The 20,339-nt window shown below is 41.0% G+C and carries 18 protein-coding genes, 1 pseudogene and 1 riboswitch; of the genes and pseudogenes, 17 read left to right on the top strand and 2 right to left on the bottom strand.

The features are described 5' to 3' along the window. Positions 1-139 precede the first annotated feature (139 nt). The 12 genes from ACWJAF_RS08840 (at position 140) to ACWJAF_RS08785 (ending at position 10,763) form a co-directional block, all read left to right on the top strand. A complete protein-coding gene (locus ACWJAF_RS08840; protein ID WP_448863336.1) occupies positions 140-742 on the top strand; it encodes a hypothetical protein in 603 nt (200 codons plus the stop codon). A 21-nt stretch (positions 743-763) separates the two neighbouring features. Next, positions 764-1,105, top strand: a complete 342-nt coding sequence (locus ACWJAF_RS08835) for an arsenate reductase family protein (RefSeq protein ID WP_288665231.1) — start codon at positions 764-766, stop codon at positions 1,103-1,105. Positions 1,106-1,248: 143 nt separating this feature from the next. After that, a complete protein-coding gene (locus ACWJAF_RS08830) occupies positions 1,249-1,950 on the top strand; it encodes a hypothetical protein (protein WP_448863334.1) in 702 nt (233 codons plus the stop codon). A 240-nt stretch (positions 1,951-2,190) separates the two neighbouring features. Continuing rightward, the gene (locus tag ACWJAF_RS08825) at positions 2,191-3,027 is read left to right on the top strand and encodes an NUDIX hydrolase (RefSeq protein WP_448863332.1); all 837 of its coding nucleotides are present in this window, start codon (positions 2,191-2,193) and stop codon (positions 3,025-3,027) included. 24 nt (positions 3,028-3,051) lie between these two features. After that, entirely contained in the window at positions 3,052-5,031 is a 1,980-nt protein-coding gene (locus ACWJAF_RS08820; protein WP_448863330.1) for an FRG domain-containing protein, read from the top strand. After that, on the top strand, positions 5,028-5,750 hold the full coding sequence (locus ACWJAF_RS08815) for an ion transporter (protein WP_448863328.1): 723 nt from the start codon (positions 5,028-5,030) through the stop codon (positions 5,748-5,750). Before ACWJAF_RS08820 ends, ACWJAF_RS08815 begins: the two co-directional genes overlap by 4 nt. A 16-nt stretch (positions 5,751-5,766) precedes the next feature. Further along, positions 5,767-6,537, top strand: a complete 771-nt coding sequence (locus tag ACWJAF_RS08810; protein WP_448863326.1) for an alpha/beta hydrolase — start codon at positions 5,767-5,769, stop codon at positions 6,535-6,537. Positions 6,538-6,606: 69 nt separating this feature from the next. Next, the gene (locus tag ACWJAF_RS08805) at positions 6,607-8,193 is read left to right on the top strand and encodes an AAA family ATPase (RefSeq protein ID WP_448863324.1); all 1,587 of its coding nucleotides are present in this window, start codon (positions 6,607-6,609) and stop codon (positions 8,191-8,193) included. 46 nt (positions 8,194-8,239) lie between these two features. Further along, entirely contained in the window at positions 8,240-8,740 is a 501-nt protein-coding gene (locus tag ACWJAF_RS08800; protein WP_288665234.1) for a YkgJ family cysteine cluster protein, read from the top strand. 53 nt (positions 8,741-8,793) lie between these two features. Beyond that, positions 8,794-9,249 carry a C-GCAxxG-C-C family protein gene (locus ACWJAF_RS08795; RefSeq protein WP_448863322.1) on the top strand — a complete coding sequence of 152 codons (456 nt, stop codon included), beginning with the start codon at positions 8,794-8,796 and terminating at the stop codon, positions 9,247-9,249. Next, complete coding sequence (locus ACWJAF_RS08790) at positions 9,246-9,803, top strand: HD domain-containing protein (RefSeq protein ID WP_448863320.1); 558 nt, start codon at positions 9,246-9,248, stop codon at positions 9,801-9,803. Before ACWJAF_RS08795 ends, ACWJAF_RS08790 begins: the two co-directional genes overlap by 4 nt. A gap of 36 nt (positions 9,804-9,839) precedes the next feature. Beyond that, on the top strand, positions 9,840-10,763 hold the full coding sequence (locus tag ACWJAF_RS08785) for an alpha/beta fold hydrolase (protein WP_448863317.1): 924 nt from the start codon (positions 9,840-9,842) through the stop codon (positions 10,761-10,763). 99 nt (positions 10,764-10,862) lie between these two features. Here ACWJAF_RS08785 and ACWJAF_RS08780 read toward each other — a convergent pair whose 3' ends face one another. Continuing rightward, on the bottom strand, positions 10,863-12,251 hold the full coding sequence (locus ACWJAF_RS08780; RefSeq protein WP_448863315.1) for an alanine/glycine:cation symporter family protein: 1,389 nt from the start codon (positions 12,249-12,251) through the stop codon (positions 10,863-10,865). Between the two features lie 166 nt (positions 12,252-12,417). Here ACWJAF_RS08780 and ACWJAF_RS08775 point away from each other — a divergent pair, with 166 nt between their 5' ends. Continuing rightward, positions 12,418-12,552 carry a 5'-nucleotidase C-terminal domain-containing protein gene (locus ACWJAF_RS08775; RefSeq protein WP_448863313.1) on the top strand — a complete coding sequence of 45 codons (135 nt, stop codon included), beginning with the start codon at positions 12,418-12,420 and terminating at the stop codon, positions 12,550-12,552. 89 nt (positions 12,553-12,641) lie between these two features. On the opposite strand, the gene ACWJAF_RS08770 is transcribed toward ACWJAF_RS08775, so the two are convergent. Next, positions 12,642-16,010, bottom strand: a complete 3,369-nt coding sequence (locus tag ACWJAF_RS08770) for an EAL domain-containing protein (RefSeq protein WP_448863311.1) — start codon at positions 16,008-16,010, stop codon at positions 12,642-12,644. Between the two features lie 155 nt (positions 16,011-16,165). After that, a riboswitch (FMN riboswitch) is annotated at positions 16,166-16,280 on the top strand. Positions 16,281-16,486: 206 nt separating this feature from the next. Here ACWJAF_RS08770 and ACWJAF_RS08765 point away from each other — a divergent pair. The 4 genes and pseudogenes from ACWJAF_RS08765 to ACWJAF_RS08750 form a co-directional block, all read left to right on the top strand. Beyond that, positions 16,487-16,711 (top strand): annotated as a pseudogene (locus ACWJAF_RS08765) (bifunctional diaminohydroxyphosphoribosylaminopyrimidine deaminase/5-amino-6-(5-phosphoribosylamino)uracil reductase RibD); the annotation flags it as partial. A gap of 41 nt (positions 16,712-16,752) precedes the next feature. Next, a complete protein-coding gene (gene ribH / locus ACWJAF_RS08760) occupies positions 16,753-17,226 on the top strand; it encodes a 6,7-dimethyl-8-ribityllumazine synthase (RefSeq protein ID WP_006427673.1) in 474 nt (157 codons plus the stop codon). Positions 17,227-17,239: 13 nt separating this feature from the next. Next, positions 17,240-17,884, top strand: coding sequence for an HAD family hydrolase (locus tag ACWJAF_RS08755; protein WP_448863308.1), 645 nt, complete (start codon positions 17,240-17,242; stop codon positions 17,882-17,884). A 473-nt stretch (positions 17,885-18,357) separates the two neighbouring features. After that, positions 18,358-20,055 carry a carbon starvation CstA family protein gene (locus ACWJAF_RS08750; protein ID WP_448863306.1) on the top strand — a complete coding sequence of 566 codons (1,698 nt, stop codon included), beginning with the start codon at positions 18,358-18,360 and terminating at the stop codon, positions 20,053-20,055. Positions 20,056-20,339 lie beyond the last annotated feature (284 nt).

The following is a 20,339-nucleotide window of genomic DNA, read 5'->3' as shown; positions in this document are numbered from 1 at the left end:
ATAAAGGAAATATATGTAATAGAGTCCAATAAGGTGGCTCTGAATTACCGGAATATATGGCTCCCATTCTCCGGAATGGTGGCTCTCAAAGTCCGGACAGGTGGCTCAGAGAGCCCCGGAATAATCAGGAGATATCAGAGTGACTTATAAAAAATGTTCTTGTGATTATTTCGACGAGTACTGGGGAATTGATGAATATGATCCATCAGATTATTTTTATTATTTCATTTTGGATTATTACAGCGACTCGATTGATTCAATTTATGCAGAGAATACATCGAATGGGGATTTTGAACCATTTATTAAACTGATGAATGATGTAAGGTTGGTGAAGGATAACCGTGAAGGTATATATGAATACGCACAGGAAATACAAATGGGAGATAAGTGGATTGCTGTCTACATAGGTGATAAGAATATTTCTGGTGACATTACGATAAAAAAGGAGCCGGACCAGACTTATAGATTAGAGCAGAATCGATATGCGAGATGGGTATATGTGAATGGTCAGGAAGTATACGCAAAGTCAAGGGAAACAAATAGTACAGGATCTTCCAGCTATTCTGGAAATCGTTCATGGGGAAGTTCTTCGGGATCTTCTTCAAAAAATGATCCATATGACGTGTATGATTACGATGATCCGGATGAATTCGCTGATGAATGGGGTGAAGAATTCGGAGATGGTAGTTATGAGGATGGATATGACGATGCATATGATTATTGGGAAGATGAGATGGATTAGAAAATATAGTGAGGAATAAGAATGAACATACAAATTTTCGGAACCAAGAAAAGCTTCGACAGCAAAAAAGCAGAACGCTATTTCAAAGAGCGCGGAATTAAATACCAGTTCGTAGACATGAAGGAAAAGGGCCTGAGCAAAGGTGAATTCAATTCAGTATGTCAGGCTGTCGGAGGATATGAAAAATTGATCGATCAGAATTGCAAGGACAAAGATCTGCTTGCGTTGCTTACTTATCTTGCAGAAGAAGACAAAGCAGAGAAGATTCTGGAAAATCAAAAGGTGATCAAGACACCGATTGTGCGTAACGGGAAACAGGCAACTGTTGGATATCAACCAGATATCTGGAAAAATTGGAAGTAAAAGAGTATAAAGAAAGTAAAAAAGGAACTCAAAAATTTGACTTTATTTTTGAGTTCCTGAGAATATAATTTGAGTTTCTTATCAGAAACTTAAAAATAATAACAAATAAATTTGAGATTAGAGAAAGAATACTGAGTTAGAAAATGATAGATTACAACCGAGAAGATCAATTCCTGCGGCAGCGTCTGCAGAAAGAAATCCCGATTTTACGGGCATTAATACAAAATGTATATGAAGAACTGGACAGAAAACTTCATTTGAACGGAGCAAAAGTGCCGGTAACATTCGGATATGATACGGACACATTGGGATCTTATACAAGACGAAGCGCACATGAAAAAGAACATTTTCACTTTTCCTTGTTGTTCATCGCATATGGTGTGAAGAATCCGTTGTCAAAAGAAGACCGCATAGATCTGTTCAAGCATGAGTACGCCCATTATATGCAGTACAATATGCAGATTCCTGAGAAATATAAGTGGCAGGCGGGAACACATGGAAGTGCCTGGAAATATTGCTGTTCCCTTATCGGTGCGGCACCGACGCCATATTATAAGGCAGGCGAGGCACTTATGAATCATGATTATGATAAGGTGTTAAAGAACAAGATTCATGATAAGTCCGTGCCGGTCCGGGATACTTATCAGCAACTGAAGACTGCACAGAAGAAAAAAGATGAAGTGATTCAGTATAAGCTTGGCGATGCGGTGATACATCCGAAATTCGGACATGGAATTGTGGAGAAGATTAATCAGAGATCTGGCGGGGTGCATTTACATATCCGGTTTGATGGGGAAGTGAAGTGTATTGATCAGAAATGGCTGTCGAGGAAGAAGTATACGTAAAGAGATATGTGTGAAATAAAACATAAAAGGATACGTATAAAGCGTATATGTAAGAAATATACGTAAGAAATATATGTAAAAACATATAAGGTAGTAGAGTGCCTGAAGAGGATGAGCGTACACGAAGAATTGTGAAAGAGGAGATTTTTCGTGTGCGTAATTTTATATATTGACATATTATCAATGTGATACTATCATAAAACTAATAATAAAGAACGAAAAAAGAAAGAAGGAGTAATCATGCGGAAAAAATCAGAAATGCAAAAAGCCAATGAGGAATTTGTAAAAAAATATGATGATTCAAAATATCCAAAACCATCCGTGACAGCGGACATTGTCATTTTCGGTATGTTTGATAGAGAAGAAGACAATTACAGAAAGATTGCCAGGAAAGAATTAAAGGTGCTTCTAATCCAAAGAGGTGCGGCACCATATGAAGGCTGTTATGCTCTTCCGGGCGGGTTCGTCGGGCCGAATGAAACCATCGGCGAAGCGGCGAAACGGGAATTAAAAGAAGAAACGAACTGCAACTGCAATTTCCTGGAGCAGTTTGGTACCTATAGCAATCCAGACCGTGATCCGAGAAGATGGGTGATCAGCAATGGATTCATGGCGCTTGTCAATGCCGGACAGGAAATAATCCAGGCAGGAGATGATGCTTCAGATGCAAAGTGGTTTGATGTGTCATTTCAGGAAGAAGCCGGTATATGGAATCTGTGTCTGACACATGGGGATGAGAAGCTTCATGCAAGATTAAAAGAGATAACTTCGAAGTGGGATGTAAAGAAGAAATTTAAGACTATAGAAAGCGATGACCTTGCATTTGACCACGAGCTGATTCTTGCAGATGCAATCGTACAGCTTCGCAAATGGATTACGGAGACGCATATAGCGTTCCGGCTTTTACCGGAGAAGTTTACACTAAGAGAATTGCAGCAGATTCATGAGACGGTGTTGGATACGAAGCTTCTGGTTCCGGCTTTTCGAAGAAAAGTGGCTGATCTGGTAGAAGATATCGGGGAGATGACGGGGGATGCCGGGCATAGACCGGCGAAGTTGTATCGGGAGAGAAGGTAAGTTACAATCGAAGGAGAAAAATATATGCATGCAAATGATGAAATTATAAGTCTTGCCGATTTCCGAAAAAAATTAAAAAGATTCCAGGAATGCTATGATGAAATATATTTTCGAGGAGAGGTAGAAGAATTTCAAAATCGAGAACCAAGTATTTTGCGTGATGAAGGATATCTGGAAAACGAAGGATGTATGTATCAGGAAATGATGCAAATGTATGGTGAACAAATGAAGAATGCATATAGATATATTGGAAAACTTGCACTGCTTCAACATAATAATGTTCCAACAAGATTGCTGGATATAACTGTCGATCCATTTGTTGCGTTATATTTTGCATGCGAGCAGAATGGTATAGCGAATGACAAAGACGGATATGTGTTTATGTATATCAGAAATGGAAAAAGTTGTAATTCACCCGATGTATATATATTATCCCTTCATGCCTGCTTCCCAGAGCTTTCGTATAAAGAAATAGCAGAGAAGGTTTGGCAGGAATTGAAGGTGAGTTATACAGAAGAAAAGATTCAGCAAGTTATTCATACACCATTATTTGTAAAAAGGTCAAAAGATTTAAGTGTAGGCAATTCCCGAATTCAGGCACAAAAAGGATGCTTTTTTATCTGTGCAGATGATGAGAAAGGCGGACTTATTACACTAGATTCCATTCCACCAGTGATGATTTATAGAATACCGGCATCATATAAAGCTACAATACGAGATGAACTGGATAAAGAGGAGAAGATTAATGTATGTTACATTTATCCGGAAATGCCGTCTGGTGGTGCATATTTAAGAGCGAAGTACAGAACTGTCAGATACGAAGTATCAGAAAAGGATTATACAATATATGAAGTATCGCAGGAAAAGCATTGTAGAAGAGATACAAATTTATTTATTACTATTGAGAAGAAAAATTTGCCGATAAAATGGGTGAAGCAGATTGTTCAACATGTTTGTGAGGGGTATAAAAGTTCTTCGGATGTTATATGGATATATGTCGGAGTGTCGAAGGAAGATATGCTTTTGTATAACTGGCGGATTACGGGCAGGTGGATTAATCCATTATGGAAAAATACGGGAATTGATCCGTTAAAAGAAAGAGATGGAGAATTTTCCTGGGAGAATCAATCCGGAACTTCAATTATATCGGAGTATAATGAGAAAAATGTCTATAAACCGGACGATGAATTATATGCATATTATCATCAGATTTTTGAGGATTCGATGTCCTATATACGGGAAATAATTTTTTTATATGATAGTGAAGAAAAAGAAAAATTATATACATGGATATCTAGAAATAAGGAACAGATTCGGGAATTTTTTAATAAAACCACTAATGGTGGCTGCTCAAGAATCCGGGAATGGAATGAATTTATAAAACATTATAGCTTGCTGTATGTAGAGATGGAGAATATATGTCTTGAAAATGAAAATAAAAATTGGAATCCTCAGGCAAAATGGCATTTAATGGGGAGGAGGATTCAATCCATTCAGAAGGAGAAGGCGGTTATTGAAAAGGGAGAAGTAAAGTGGAGAAAAACGCTGGATGTTACGGATGAAGAACTGAAAAAGTGTAAGCCATGCTATGAAACTCATCAGGTAAGATCATTCGCTCAGACAATCCCTATGAGTGAAGATGCCATAGAAGTCAAGATGGAGATTAAGTATGAGAAAAATACAGAAGGAAAAATAGTTGTTTCCGGTAAAACCAACTTGTTTGACGGAGCACAATTGATGATTTCAATCATTCCAGATGGAAAATTTTATGGTCCGTCTTGTAAAGTAAACTGTTTAAATGGAACATTTACTTCAGAACCATTAGGAAATGGAAAGAATCTTTTAGGAAAATGTAAGATGAGTATTACAATGCCTGTAAGTTCCGCACAACCAATTGAATTTGTAAAAAAAGCTGGTATGCAATATGAAAACTTGAAAGGGGACTTTATCGTCAGAAATGGGATATCACCTTCGGGGAAATATGAACAGGAAGTGGTTTTATGAAATGGAGAAAATCCTTATACGACACAATTGAAGTGAACGATGAACAAAATACAATAAGCAAGCTATATGACTGGATGATGATGATCGTCATAGTAGCAAGTATTATTCCGCTTGCTGTTAGAAACGCAAATGAGTTTACAAAGGCATTAGATTTTGTTACGGTTATTATATTTATAATAGATTATATTTTAAGATTATCAACGGCGGATCTGAAATTGAAAAAAGGCAAGAAATCATTTGTCGAATATCCGTTTACACCAATGGCAGTGATTGATCTGATATCGATTCTCCCGTCGATCACTCTTTTGAATAGCAGTCTGAAATTATTAAGGCTTTTCCGATTGTTCAGAACTTTCCGTGTATTCCGAGTGTTTAAAGTGATCCGGTATTCTAAGAGTATTAATATTATTATTAATGTATTCAAAAAGCAGAGAGAGGCGTTGCTGGTGGTAGGCGGATTGGCAATAGGCTACATTGTGATCTCGGCACTGATTATGTTCAATGTGGAACCAGCTACATTTCCAAGTTTTTTTGATGCGGTATACTGGGCGACCGTTTCGCTGACTACGGTTGGATATGGGGATATCTATGCCGTTTCAACGATTGGAAAAGTGATTACGATGTTATCGTCAGTCTTTGGAATTGCAATCGTGGCATTGCCGGCTGGCATTGTTACGGCCGGGTATATGGAAGGGATAAATAAGAATAAATCCCAGTAATTTAGGAGTAATGAGGATGGAAGATGAAGAGAAAAAGCAAATGATTACAACGAAGTCAACAAAAGAAAAAAGCGGCGAGGTTGCCGGGATGATCCAGAATATGTCAATAAACGGAATCCAACTGCACCTCGCTCAAAACGGAACCGGCGGCCCAATCATCTTCTGGGGCATGTATCCACACCAGGGGAATGAAGTGGAACATCTGTGGGAGTCTTTGCTGGAATGTGTATCGGAGCAAAATTTCCTGCTCGTAGCATTTCAGGTGGAAGACTGGAACCGGGATTTTTCGCCTTGGAAAGCATCAGCGGTATTCGGAAAAGAAGATTTTGTTGGACAAGGTGCGAAGACATTGAAATGGCTGACAGAGGAATGCGTACCGTATATTGACCGGACTTTTGGTGCGAAAGACAGGGAGCATTGGCTGATGGGTTATTCACTTGCCGGACTATTCGCTTTGTGGACAGCTTATGAAAATGATGCATTTTCTGGAATTATATGTTGTTCGGGTTCATTATGGTTTCCAGAGTGGGATCATTATATGAGAGAGCATATGCTTCGAAGTAAATGTAGTGTATATCTAAGTCTTGGCGGCAAAGAGGAGAAGACGAGAAATAAAATAATGGCAGCAGTCGGCGACAGAACCAGGGCGCAGGAAGAGCGATTAGAGGAAGATCCGATGGTGGAATCCGTGGTTTTAGAGTGGAATGCGGGAGGGCATTTTGCTGATGCGGGGAAAAGGCTGGCTAAGGGCGTGAAATGGATGTTTGGTGCGAAAAATGGCTTATAATAGAAGTTGAGGACGTTGATGTTTCATGGTATCATAATCAGTATAGAAGTAGATTAGAAGGTGTAATATATGGGAAGATTTGTGAATCCGGATAATAGTGCTTTTCAGGTCGCACTGAATTCTAAAATTTATATAGATAAAACTGGTTTAATTGCCTGTATGAATGATGTACTGGACTCAACAGACGGATATATTTGCAACAGTCGTCCGCGGCGGTTTGGAAAATCATATGCGGCGAATATGCTTGCAGCATATTACAGCAAAGGTGCGGATTCGGAAGAGATGTTTTCTGGTCTTGAGATAGGAAAAACAGAAGAATTTAAGAAGCATCTTAATAAATATGATGTGATCCATGTAGATGTACAATGGTTTCTGACCAACTGTGAGGAAGCAGAAAATGTTGTAGCATATATTACCAGGACGGTATTGGATGAATTGAGGGAAATTTATCCGGAAATTTTGTCATCGGACGTAAGATCTTTGCCGGATGGGCTTTCTCGAGTTAAGGACAAGACCGGACAGAAATTTATTATCATTATTGATGAATGGGATGTGCTTATCAGGGATGAATCAGCGAATAAAAAAGTACAGGATGAATATATCCGTTTTCTGAGAAGCATGTTTAAAGGAACGGAACCTACGAAATATATTCAGCTCGCCTATCTTACGGGGATTTTACCGATAAAAAAAGAAAGAACACAATCGGCACTTAATAATTTCCGCGAATATTCGATGTTGAATGCAGGCCCGTTGGCTTCGTATATTGGCTTCACGGAGGAAGAAGTAAAAGAACTTTGTGAAGAATATAAAAAGGATTTTTCTGAGGTGAAACGCTGGTATGATGGTTATCAATTAGGAAAATATCATGTCTATAATCCAAACGCCGTTGTGAATCTGATGACAGATGGAAATTTTCAGAGTTACTGGTCAGGAACGGCTTCCTATGATTCGATTGTTCCATTGATCAATATGGATTTTGATGGATTAAAGACTGCAATTATTGAAATGTTGTCGGGGGCAGCGGTTGAAGTGGACGTTGCTTCATTTCAGAATGACATTGCAAATATTGTGAATAAGGACGATGTCCTGACGTATCTGATTCATATGGGATATCTGGGTTATTCGGGCGCTTTCAGAATGGCGTTTGTACCGAATGAGGAGATCAGACAGGAGCTGATTCGTGCGACGCGGAGAAAACGGTGGAACGAGATGTTACTTTTTCAGCAGGAATCCGAATTGTTGCTAGATGCAACGTTGGATAAGGATGGTGAAGCAGTTGCAGAACGGATAGAAAAGATACATGAGGAATATGCTTCAGCAATTCAATACAATAATGAAAATTCACTTAGCAGTGTACTGGCATTGGCGTATCTGAGTGCAATGCAATATTATTTTAAGCCGGTTCGAGAATTGCCAACGGGACGTGGTTTCGCCGATTTCGTGTTTATTCCAAAACCGGAATATAAGAATGATTATCCGGCACTTGTTGTGGAATTGAAATGGAATAAAAGTGCTGTGAGTGCATTGCTGCAGATAAAGGATAGAAAATATCCGGATTCTATTCAAGATTATACAGGTGATATTTTGCTGGTTGGGATTAATTATAGTAAAAAAGATAAGAAACATGAGTGTGTGATTGAGGCGTATAAGAAATAGAAAGTCAGAGAAAGAATAAGATTAGGTATAAAGGAAGAGTGATTGTATGCTCCCGGCAAGAAAAATACATTTTGAAGCAAAAAAGAAAGAAAAAGAGAACTTAAGATTCCGAAGCTTCTTAAAATGCAATGCGGATGAAGAAGAACTGGACCAGCAATTTTTACAACTGCACAAAGAATTATTTGAAAACTTCGATTGCGGCAGATGCCGTAACTGTTGTAAAGAGTACTGTGCGGAACTTACGACAGATGAAGTGAAGGAAGCGGCAGAGTATCTTAAGATGGAAGAGCCGCAATTTGTTCAGACATATCTGGAAAAAGATGAGACAGAAGGGACTTATTTAACGAAAAATAAACCATGTGATTTCCTTCAAAAGAATGGAGAATGTCTTTTAGAGGAGTGCAAGCCGGATGGCTGTAAGAAGTATCCATATACGGATCAACCGGGACGTTTGGGGAGTTTGTATGGTATGCTTGATGCGATAGCGGTGTGTCCTGTAGCATATGAGATCTGGGAACGGTTAAAGAAAATATATAACTTTCATTGATGATAATGTAAATGGAATGATAAAGAGGTAATTACAACCGGAGGTGAAAATCAATGAACAAAGCAGACAAAGCAGAATCCCTCTTCCGCACAGGTTACAACTGCAGCCAGTCAGTCTACGCAGCATTTGCGGAAGAGCTGGGAATAACAGTGGAAGAGGCAGCAAAAAAAGCAAGCCCGTTCGGAGCGGGATTTGGCAAGCTGCGTGAGGTGTGTGGTGCCGTGACAGGAATGGTCATGGTAATCGGTGATCTGTACGGATACGATGATCCGAAAGATGCGGCGGGGAAAAAGGAGCTTTATGCACTTGTGCAGAAGCTTTGTGGATCCTTTGAAGCTTCGGAAGGAAGCCTGATCTGCCGGGAACTTCTCGGGCTGGAGAAGGGCGAAGATCTGGAAGAGCCTGCGGTCAGAACGGAAGAGTATTATCAGAGCAGACCTTGTGTGAAAGCATGCAGAAGGGCAGCGGAGATTCTGGAAGAATATATGAAAGAGCAAAAAAGAAAATGAGCGAGTACATTACAACCTATACAGGAAAACATTTTAAACCAACAGAACCGGATCCGGAGTTATTTGACATAGCAGATATTGCACATGCGCTGTCCCTGATCTGTCGGGGAAATGGTCATGTGAAGACGTTCTGGTCAGTCGGGGAACATTGCATCTGTTGTGCCAAAGAGGCAAAGGCAAGAGGTCTGTCGGGCCGGATGGTGCTTGCATGCCTGCTTCACGATGCAAGTGAGTGTTATATGTCGGATGTTCCGTCGCCTTTTAAGAAGGAACTGCCGGAATATAATGAACGCGAAGAACGTATGCTTTCTATGATTTATGAAAAATTTCTCGGTTCGGACCTGACACCGGAAGAGAAGATGCAGTTGAATGCGATTGATAAGGCAATGCTATGGTATGATCTGACGTTTCTTCTGGGAGAGAAACAGGAGAGCGAAGCGCCCGAATTGCATATTGATCTGAGGTATGAGGTCAGAGCATTTGGTGAGGTGGAAGAGGAATACCGGAGGATTTTTGAAGAACAGCTTATAACCGTACAGAATAAAAGAATCTAAAATCGTACGGATAAGATAGAAAAGGAGGAATACATTATGTTACACGAAGTATCTTTTGCGTCCTACAACGGACGTGACCAGGTCCAGGGATGGATCTATGTTCCGGCTTGCAAACCGAAGGGAATTGTCCAGGTGATCCACGGATTTGGGGAACATTCCAGACGTTATCTGCACATGATATCTGCCTTCATGGATGCGGGTTATATCGTGGCAGCAGACGATCATGTAGGACATGGGAAGACAGCAATGGTCAATAATGTGTGGGGCGATTGGGGAGACAAAGGGCCGCATACAATGATGGAAGACGAGCATACATTGAAAGGAATCGTGTGTGAAAAATATCCGGATCTGCCATATTTCTTATTCGGACACAGTATGGGATCTTTTATCACAAGAGATTTCATTGCAAAATACGGGGACGAACTGGCCGGGGCAACCATCTGCGGAACAACGGGAATCTTCCGCGGGGCAGAAGAGACGGGAAAGAAATTAAAAGAAGCGATCGACGCAGGACATGGAGAAGAATCCAATCCGTCATATACCGGAGAACTGATGGGATGGATGTGTGAGCGCTGTGGAGAGGTCAGCATCGGAAATGAGTGGATCTGTGCAGATCCGTATGTACAGCGGGATCATGCCGATGATCCGTTTGATGCATTTACCAGACCGACCAGCAACCGTTCGGTATATGATTTCATCCAGATGATGTTACAGATCGAGGGAACAAAGTGGGCCGAAAAAGTGCCGACAGACCTGCCAATCTATAATATTGCGGGAGATCAGGACCCGGTAGGTGAGTATGGAGTAGGCGTATATCAGGTAAGTAACTGGCTGGTGCAGACTGGACATAACGTAACGACGAAGCTGTACTCGGGATATCGTCATGAGATACATAATTATGCTGAGATTAAGAACGAAGTCGAAGCAGGAATTATTGCATTCATGGACAAGGCATTATAAAAATGTATTAGGTGCCGGGAATAGAGCACTGATCAAAAGAGCATTCTTGATTTTCAGGGACTCCGGTTTTATGAAACCTGGAGTCCTTTTTGAAAAAAATTATTTTTTGATTTCTGATTGGAATGCCTTGATATCTTTTGCGACCTCGCCGCTTAAGAGTAACAGGCAGATCAGGTTCGGAATCGCCATCAGGGCATTTGCGATATCTGAAAAGTTCCAGACCAGGCTTAAGGTCTGGGTACATCCAAAATATACAATGAGTGAAAAGAGGATGCGGTAGATCATATTGTATTTGTGTGTGCCGAGGAGATATTCAAAGGCCTTCTCTCCATGATATTCCCATCCTAAGATGGTAGAGAAGGCAAATAAGGTGATTCCGATCGTGACAAGCCAGCCGCCTGCGGAGCCAAGAATTGTCTGGAAGGCGGCAATCGTTATGTCGGATCCCGTCAGTAATTCGCCGGAAGCATCTGTCATGCCAAGCACTCCGGAGGAAGCAATTGCAAGACCGGTAATCGTACATACAACAATGGTATCCCAGAATGTTCCGGTCATATTGATATATCCCTGGCGGACAGGATTGTCTGTTGTTGCGGCAGCTGCTGTAATTGCGGCAGAACCCATGCCGGCTTCGTTAGAAAAGACACCACGGGCAACACCATATCTCATGGCACTCATCATGGATGCTACGATGGAACCACAGAGGCCGCCGCCGACAGCCTTTACAGAAAATGCCATCTGAAAGATTATTGCGATTCCGGACGGAAGATTGGAAATATTTCCAATAATTACGATCAGACCGCAGATCACATAAAAAATTGCCATAGCAGGTACAACGACAGAAGATACTTTAGAGATAGACTTAATTCCTCCTACAATGATTAATAAGGATAATACGGTGATAATGATACCGCTAATCCATGTAGGAATGGAAAATGTTGTATGTAAAGCGCTGGCAATAGAATTGCCCTGTGTCATGTTACCGATTCCAAATGAAGCAATGACGGTAAAAAGTGCAAATAACCATGCAAGTATGGTTCCAAGCGTTTTATTATGGAGTCCTTTTTTCATTGTATACATAGGACCGCCGCTCATTTCACCCTTTGCATTGACTTCCCGGTATTTGATAGCAAGCATACATTCGCTGAATTTTGAAGTCAGTCCGAATGCGGCCGAGATCCACATCCAGACAAGGGCGCCGGGACCACCGGATACCATAGCTGTGGCGACACCAACGATATTACCGGTTCCGATCGTAGCGGCAAGAGCAGTAGTCAGAGCGGAAAAAGGAGAGACATCTCCGACGCCCCGGCTTTGGGTACGCGCTTCTTTGCTCAACGTACTTTTGAGTGCGTAACCAAGATTTCTCCAAGTCAGGAATTTCGTCCGGATAGTCAGAACGACACCGGTTCCGACAAGGAGGATCAACATGAGAGGTCCCCACACAAAATTATCAATAGATGTTACGATTGCATTTAGTTTTTCCATTTCTACCATTCCTTCCTAAAACGCAAAGAAGAGCAATGCTGTGAACAACATTGCTCTTCTTTGTATTGCGTGAATTTTCTGTATTATACTCTTGAAATATAAAAGTTGTCAAGAAATTTTCTGTATGTTTTAAGTGGACACATTTGGAAGATTGAAAAAGATATAAATGTTCTTCAAAATTCAGTTCCTGCAGTTAGGCGGAATTACCGTCCGCTTCGATCCGGCGCAGCCGGCGGGTGCCCGTGTGCTTTCTGTGCAAAAAGATGGGCAGGATCTGGATGATACTGCTGTTGCTCAGTAGCGGAGCAGGAAGTATCTGCCTGGTTCGGAAAAATAAAGGATAATTCAAGATGCGGAAGCCCTTAAAAAAATTCAAGGACTCCGGTTTTATTAAACCCGGAGTCCTTTTTTAAGAAGTTCATCGAAAGAGCAAGGTTTTCCCCACAGATATCCCTGACTATAATCAGGATCCATCAGCCGGATCTTTTCCCATTCATCCTCCGTCTCCACACCTTCTATGCAGATTTTTATATCCAGACAGTGTATCATAGTGCAGAATCGTTTTAAAAGATCATATTCCTTTGCGTCTTTTATAGCCTGTGCGGTAAAGGAACGGTCAATTTTAATGATATCCGGACGAAGCTCATTGAGATAATGAAAGTTCGAATAACCCGTTCCAAAATCATCCAGTGCAAGCCGTATACCGGCTTTTTTTAATTCCTTCAGGAAATGCCGTGCATTGGAATTGTCTTCCAGCAAAGCACTTTCCGTTAATTCTACGATCAATGCTTCCGGAGGAAGTTTGGTATTTTCAAGTTCAGCAGAGATATACTGTATCACATCAGACTTTTCAATCTGTATCTGTGAGATATTGATGCTGACCTGAAAGTCCGGAACTGTTTCACGGATCTTTTTACATGCCTGTAGTGCTTCCCGTATGATCCAGCGGCCAGCCGGAATGATGAGACCGCTTTCTTCCAGGATAGGGATAAATTCTGCCGGTGAGATAGTTCCGAACTGTCCGGAAGAAAAACGCATCAAGGTTTCCGCACCAAAAGGCTGTCTGCAGCCTGCTTTCACCAATGGCTGAAAGGCAATAGAGAATCCACGGAAGTCATGTATGACTGCCGCATGAAGGACATCGCTGATATCTTTCAGATGTAAGAACTGTTGATAGTCCTGCTCATTGAAAATATAATAACGGTTTCTTCCATGTTTTTTCGCTGTGTTCAATGAAAAATCTGTCCGCTTCATCATTTCATCATATTCATTTTCCAGAAGATTATAAAATGGGAGAATCCCACCGGAAATCGTAAAGATTGCCGTATAATGATTCTTTTTAATAAACTGGTTGATGTTTTCTCTGATTTTATTGTAAAGGTGTACTGCTGTCTGCTTATCGTCAGAAATAACATCCACGATGATAAATTCATCAGAAGATAATTTGTATACCTGCTGTTCCCCTGAAATACAGTGCGAAATACACTCTGCAGTTTTCCGGAGAATATAATCACCATAATCCCATCCGAATTTTTCATTGATCGGTTTGAAATTATCGATACCAAGGCGTAACAGAAATCCATTTTCCAGAGGAGTCTCCTGTGTCTTCAGGTATTCAATCAGACCATTCTCTCCGAAAAGGCCACTGATATTATCTGCTTTCTGCTTTTCGCCAATCTCATTAATACATCCAACCATGTAGAGAGGCTTTTGATAATCATCCCGTACAAGATATCCGCGGCAGTTGATCCAGACCGGATTCCTGTTCAGATCCAGCCAGCGGTATTCCATATTATGGATACAACGGTTGGTAGTAAGCAGATCACGGAATTCGGCGGTCAACAGCGGATAATCCTTGGCGTATACAAACTCCCGGTGTGTTTCCATAACTTTGTAAAAAGCATTTTGAGGAACGCAGAAACGTTCCAGTGACTGTGGCGCAATATAGTAAAAGTCGGTCCGGAAATCAATAAAGTACAGATAGTCATCGGTACTTGGACTGAGCAGGTCGATGATCCCGCATAATTCCGCCGGTGAAATATGCTGGTATTTTTTCTCCTGCGTGATCAGTTCATCCGTGATTCCCTGTGCATGAGATTGCTTTCCGGAAGAAAGCATCGGATGAGAAGAAGCAGAATGTGACATTTTTTTTCTTCGTTTTTCACGGTAAAGCATAGTATCACTGCGTCTTACGATATCTTTAAAATCCATATCGGTATCAGGATGATAATAGGCATAGCCGGAAGATACACTGAGAGAATAAGGAAGATCCTGATCCTTTTCATTTAGAAGCAACTTCAGTTTATGGATCTTATCTTCAATCAGTTCTTTTTCATCTTTGTGGAAAATATAAGCAAATTCGTCTCCACCGATCCGGAAACAATTCTGTTCTGATGGAAAAGCCTGACGGATACACTGATAGCAAAGCTTTAAGGCTTCATCTCCCTTTTCGTGGCCAAAGTTATCATTAATTTCTTTCAGATTATCAAGGTCTAATAAGACAACTCCGGTTGTATGTAATTCCAGCTCCTGCTCGTCCAGATAGCGAATCATATTTTCGTAGGCATTCCGGTTCATGGCTTCGGTGAGCATATCTATATTAGCCAGTTTCTGGAAGTAGATCAGTTTTTGCTTTTGGATACACTGCTCATAATATTGCGATACCTGAATCCAGATCAGCATAAGGATAAACAGCAGAGTCCCAAGCGGAAGAAATACAGATGTCTGCTGGAATTTGCGGATATAATAAACCAATAGTTCCGATAAGGCAAAACACATAATGAGATACATCGGGTATCTGAATTTTCTGGCAAGTTCGTTTCCAAGCTGTTTTGCTTCGTAATGGATCAGTCCAATCGTATATGCTGCATTCACAAACATGATCAGATGCGTGAACGGAAGAATCAGGAAGATATCGACAATTCCCATGCACTGAAGAAGGACGGCTGCAGCCATATTGATCAGATAAAAAACAGACAGGAACAGGGCACCTTTCCGGAATTTACTTTTGCAAATATCATACAAAAGGAAATTAAATGGTACAGGAAAGAGGTAAAATGTAAAGAAGTCGATAAAATACAGTGTTCTTCCATCCGGAACTAAAAACTGCAGAAAACCACATTGCTTCAGGGACCATAAGGCGATCAACAGGGAGAAGATTCCAAGATTCAGGAATATTTTAGATGTTTCTTCGGAGAAATCCTCCTGTTTCTTCCGTACCACTGCAATATACAATACCAGAGAGAGAAATCCTAAAAATAAAACACCGCAACTGAGGATCAGTATTCCTAGACTCTGGCTGAGAATCTTCAGAATACAATCGCCCCTCGTACCCAGAAAAAGATGCACCGGGTTCCCGTAATAGCCCTGATATACAGGAATGATTTTGACGGTCAGTTTCTTGGCGTCACTGTTTGCCGGAATGTCTACAATATGCCAGCAGGAGCCGGGTGATTTCATGAATTTTGGTGCGTTTTCTTCATTTCCATATTGATAAATAAGTTTTCCATCCAGCCAGACTTCCGCATCGGTATGGGTAGTTCGGAAAAGAATGGATTTTTGCGTGTGGAATTCATCGGGCAGAATTACATATTCCGTTTTTGCATCGTCAGTTTTAGAGCTTGTTGTTTTCAGTGAGGTGGTGTTGTCAAAAGGCAGATCGTTCCGAACAGTATCCTGTCTGAATATCCAGATGGAAAAGATAACGGCAAATAAGACAGATGCGATCAACGAGAGCCATATTTTTTTCTCTATTTTCATAATTTGATTTCCTTTAGATTCTACGTATTTTTAGGTGACAATAATCTATACGTATAGAATAACAAAATTGGCAGATGAAAGCAATGTGAAAAGGAGTTTGCCATTTCCAAACTTTTGCTTTACAAATGATATATAAAGTATTATGATAAAAAAAACGAAATCTTCAGGGCAGGGTGTGATTCCCTACCGGCGGTAAAGCCCGCGGGCCGAGAGGCATGATCCGGTGTGATTCCGGAGCCGACAGTATAGTCTGGATGAAAGAAGATGATGGTACAGTTATTTTAATAGATGAATGTAGTGTCTGAGCTCTGAGATGGTGATCCATTTCAGAGCTTTTTTGGTTAACAGATCATTTATCAGTTACATGTAACAGATCATTTCCCCTGTAGGTATCCTGCAGGGGTTTTTTATAACTAAGAAAGAAGAGAAATGACGGATCGGGAATACATGCTCCGGGCAATCCAGCTTGCAAAAAAAGGAGCAAGACACCGCCGTGTACGGAAGCAATCATAGAACAGAAGATCAAAAAAGTGGTGATTGGTTCCAGGGATCCGAATCCAAAGGTGGCAGGGAAAGGTGCACAGATATTGCGTGAATCGGGAATTACAGTAGTTCAGGATTTTATGCGGGAAGAATGTGACCGTCTGAACCCGGTGTTCTTTCATTATATTACGACAAAGACACCGTATGTAGTGATGAAAATAGAATTATAAAAAGATTTAATGAATAGGAGGAAGAAATCATGAGACAGATCAATTTAGTAGAAGGAAAAGTAGTAGCACCGGAGGGAATGAAAGTCGGAATCGTGGCTGCCAGATTCAATGAGATTATTGTGAACAAGTTATTAGGTGGAGCCGTCGACGGGCTGGTAAGACATGGGGTAGAAGAAGAGAACATTACGGCTGCCTGGGTACCGGGAGCATTTGAGATTCCGCTGACTGCACAGAAGATGGCACAGTCCGGAAAGTATGATGCAGTCATCTGCGTGGGAGCAGTTATCCGCGGGGATACTTCCCACTATGATCTGGTGTGCAATGAATCAGCCAAAGGAATCGCACAGGTTGAACTTGCAACAGGAATTCCGGTATTATTCGGGGTGATCACCACAGAGAATATCGAACAGGCTATCGCACGTGCAGGAAGTAAAGCCGGAAATAAAGGATATGACTGTGCATTGTCCGCAATTGAGATGGTAAATCTGATGAAGCAGCTTTAATCAGGTGCAGCCGATGGTGAAAACAATCATTTTTGATTATGATGGAACGATACATAATACTATTGGAATCTATGAACCGGCGTTCAGGGAAGCTTATCAGTGGTTGACAGAACAGGATGTTGTAGAGGAACAGAAGATAGAGACGGCACAGATCGCAGGATGGCTGGGCTTAAACAGCAAAGAAATGTGGGATACATTTCTGCCGGAATTAGATCAGAGGTACAAAGATCAGGCGAGTGCGATCGTGGGAGATTCCATGGTCAGGCAGATCAGGAAGCACCGGGCAGTGTGGTATCCGGGAGCGGAAGAGATGCTTACGGCTTTGAAGAACAGAGGATATCATCTTGTGATCTTAAGCAACTGTAAAGTGGCATACCGCAAAGCACATTGGGAAGAATTCCGGATGGAAAGATGGTTTGAACAGTTTTATGACTGTGAATCGTATGGATTCTGCCCTAAGACGGAGATCGTGCAGGAAATTGTCCGGGACTATCCGGGACCTTATCTGGTGATCGGAGACAGAAGACAGGATTTGGAATGTGCCAGATCCTGTAAAAGTCCGTTCATCGGATGTCTGTATGGCTATGGTGAGAAGGGAGAACTGGATGGAGCAGATTATTTTGTGAAATCTGTAGAAGAGATAACCGGAATCATATAATGTGAAAAAATGCACAAAAATAGAATTCTATTTTTGTAAATTATGTTTAATTCCACTCTTGCACTTTACAAGAAAAAAGTGTAAAACATTAAGTAAGCTAAAAAAAGTAAATAAGAAATGCAATGAAAGGGACACGTCACAAATCAAATCCGGATTTTCAGAGAGCCGCCGGATGGTGCGAAGCGGCAGAAGGTAGTTTGTGATATCACCTGGGAGCATCTCGCTGAAATATGTGTAGAAAGTGTATGGATTCATATCAGAAAAATATAAAGTAAGCAGAGACGTCATCTTCACGTTACAGAAGAGACTGTTTAATTATGACAGTAATGAGTGGTTGTAGGTAGTGATAGCTGCAGTAATACAAAGTGGTACCACGGAAGAATATTCCGCCTTTGTTATCTGAAAAGATAGCGAAGGCGTTTTTTTATATATTTTTTAACGCTAAATGCTAAAGAGAAAGAAGAGGATAGTTTATGAGTGGAATATTAATGATGATAATCGCCATCGTTGTTCTCGGAGGAGCATATCTCCTGTATGGCCGTTATCTACAGAACAAATGGGGCATTGACCCAAATGCCAAAACTCCGGCATACGAGATGGAAGACGGGGTTGACTATGTACCGGCCGATACGAACGTCGTATTCGGTCACCAGTTTGCATCAATCGCAGGTGCCGGCCCGATCAATGGACCGATCCAGGCAGCAATCTTCGGATGGCTTCCGGTGCTTTTGTGGATCTTAATCGGTGGTGTATTCTTTGGAGCGGTTCAGGATTTCGCATCTATGTATGCATCTGTAAAGAATAAAGGACGTACAATCGGATATATCATCGAAGAGTATATCGGAAAATTAGGTAAGAAATTATTCCTGTTATTCTGCTGGCTGTTCTGCATCCTTGTAGTTGCAGCATTCGCAGACGTTGTAGCCGGAACATTTAACGGATTCTCTGTAAGTGAAGCCGGAAAAGTAACAAAAATTGCAGCTAACGGTGCAGTCGCAACTACTTCTATGATATTTATCTTAGAAGCAGTCGGACTTGGAATGTTTTTGAAATACACAAAATTCAACAAGTGGATTAATACAGCAGTTGCAATCGTATTATTGGTAGCAGCAATCGCACTGGGACTTCATTTCCCAATGTATGTAGGACTGGATGCATGGCATCTCATCATCTTCGTTTACATCCTGATTGCCAGTGTTGCTCCTGTATGGGCACTTCTTCAGCCTCGTGACTATCTGAATAGTTACCTTCTGATTTTTATGATCGTTGGTGCGGTTATTGGTGTATTTGTAGCAAATCCATCTTGTAACCTTCAGGCATTCACAAGCTTTAACGTAGATGGACAGTATATGTTCCCTATCTTATTTGTAACAATCGCTTGTGGTGCGGTTTCCGGTTTCCATTCACTGGTATCTTCCGGTACAGCATCCAAACAGATTAAGAATGAGAAGAACATGCTTCCTGTATCATTCGGAGCAATGTTAATGGAAAGTATGCTTGCAGTTATCGCACTGATCGCAGTTGCATCTTTTGCCAAAGGTGAAGCAGCAGCACAGGGACTGACAACACAGCCTCAGATTTTCGCCGGAGCGATTGCGAACTTCCTGTCAGTCATCGGACTGCCACACTCACTTGTATTTACGCTGATCAATCTGGCAGTATCCGCATTTGCACTGACTTCTCTGGATTCCGTAGCCAGAGTAGGCCGTCTGTCATTCCAGGAATTCTTCCTCGATGATGATGTAGATCAGGATAACATGAGTCCATTCTTAAAAATAGTAACGAATAAATATTTTGCAACGGTCATTACACTGGTACTTGCATATTTCCTGACAAAAGTCGGTTATGCAGAGATCTGGCCATTATTCGGTTCAGCCAACCAGCTGTTATCCGTACTGGCACTGGTAGCTTGTGCGGTATTCCTTAAGAAGACGAAACGCCAGGGATTCATGCTCTGGGGACCAATGGTATTCATGATGGCTGTTACATTTACAGCACTTGGTATGACGATCGTGAAACTGACAAAAGCATTCCTGACAACAGGGCTGGATCTTGGAAATACATTACAGCTGATTTTTGCCGTATTGCTTCTGATCCTTGGTGTGCTGGTTGCAATCCAGGGTGTAAAGAAACTTCTTGAAAAAACAGATGATAAGAAAGCAACAGCTTAATCATTATTTTATTTGTAATAAGAACATATAAGAGAAACTGTGGTAATAGCGTGAAGGTTATTATCGCAGTTTTTTTTTATTTGATTTTCTTTATATAAATATGAGTAAAAACAGGACTTTGCCGAATTGGGAAAAATATATAAAAAAATAAATGATAACATAAAAATATTGATAATTAATCCAAAAATATTCTATGTCAAAAAAATAGTGTTGTAATTATAATGAGATTAGTCAATGAGTTAGACGCGATTAAAAACAAAACGCACAAAACAGGAGGAAAGAAA

This window comes from Dorea sp. (genome assembly GCF_977044405.1).
This window is presented reverse-complemented; position numbering and strand designations above follow the sequence as displayed.